Consider the following 1,197-nt stretch of genomic DNA (forward strand, 5'->3'; position numbering starts at 1 on the left):
GTTTCGTATTGTAAAGTTCCAACTCCATTTGTAGCTGTTAATGTAACAGTAGTAGTCGTAGCTGTACAAGTTACCGCTGCTGCTGCAAAAGTTAAATCTGTTGGTGGGTTTAATCTCAATAAAGTTCCTGAACCAGAAATTGTACATCCTTGTCCGTCTCTTACTGAGTAAGTATAAGGTTGATCTGCACCATTGTCATTTAGTGTCAATGTATTTGAATTTCCAAATCCACCACCATTAAAACTGTATTGGTAAGGAGTAGTTCCTGTTCCCGCAGTAACATTTACTGTTATTGTTCCGGCAACTTTTCCATTTGAAGCATTACAAGAGAATGGAACTGCAGTAACCGTTGCTGCTAATTGTGCTGGAGCTGTCAAAGTAATACTAACGCTTCCTGTACAACCTTTACTGTCTTTTACATAGAATGTATAAGAACCTGCAGCCAATCCTGTAAATGTACCATTTGGAACATACGTTATATTATCTCTACTATACGTATATCCTCCTGATCCTCCAGCACCTGTTAATTCTACCGAACCATTATTTCCTCCATCACATGATGGATTGATATGCGTTTCTGTAACTGTTGGGTTTGCAATGGCAATAACTGCAGTAGTTGTAGAAGTCGAACATGTATTGGCATCTGTTACTACAAAAGTATAACTGTCTACATTGGCAGCCGTAACTGTATATGTAAACGTTGGTCCAGCTATTGGAGCGCTTGGAGCACTTGGTGTTCCGCTGCCTTTAGTAACTGTATATGTATATGGCCCTCTACCACCTGAAAGTGCAACTGTTATAGTAGCTGCAGGTGTAGCCGTACAATCTAGTTCTTTAGTAACTGATGATGCAGCTACTAATTGTGGATAAATTATTAATGCAGATGTAGCTGTAGCTGTACATCCGTTAGCATCTTTTACCGTAACGGTATAAGTTCCGGCTGGAACATTAAATACATTACTGGTTTGGAATGATGTTCCATCAATACTATAAGTTAACGGAGCTTTCCCTGTACCTGCAGCAGTAATTACAAACGTACTTCCTGTACCTGTACATTGATTACTATTTGTTGCTGTAACAGTTGGTAAATTATCTCTGACAATTGTAATTGTTCTAGGAGTAATACATCCGTTAGCATCTTTTACATAAACATCCCAGCTTAAATTTGCACCAGAATTAGTATCTACTGAAAGAACA

Annotated in this window: 1 protein-coding gene; it reads right to left on the reverse strand. The window is 38.5% G+C overall.

The window, feature by feature from the left end; all coding sequences use genetic code 11:
- On the reverse strand, positions 1-1,197 hold a 1,197-nt coding region (locus AC4FQ3_RS22780), incomplete at both ends, for a PKD domain-containing protein (protein ID WP_491183402.1).

The organism is Flavobacterium sp. AK-345, from assembly GCF_058310175.1.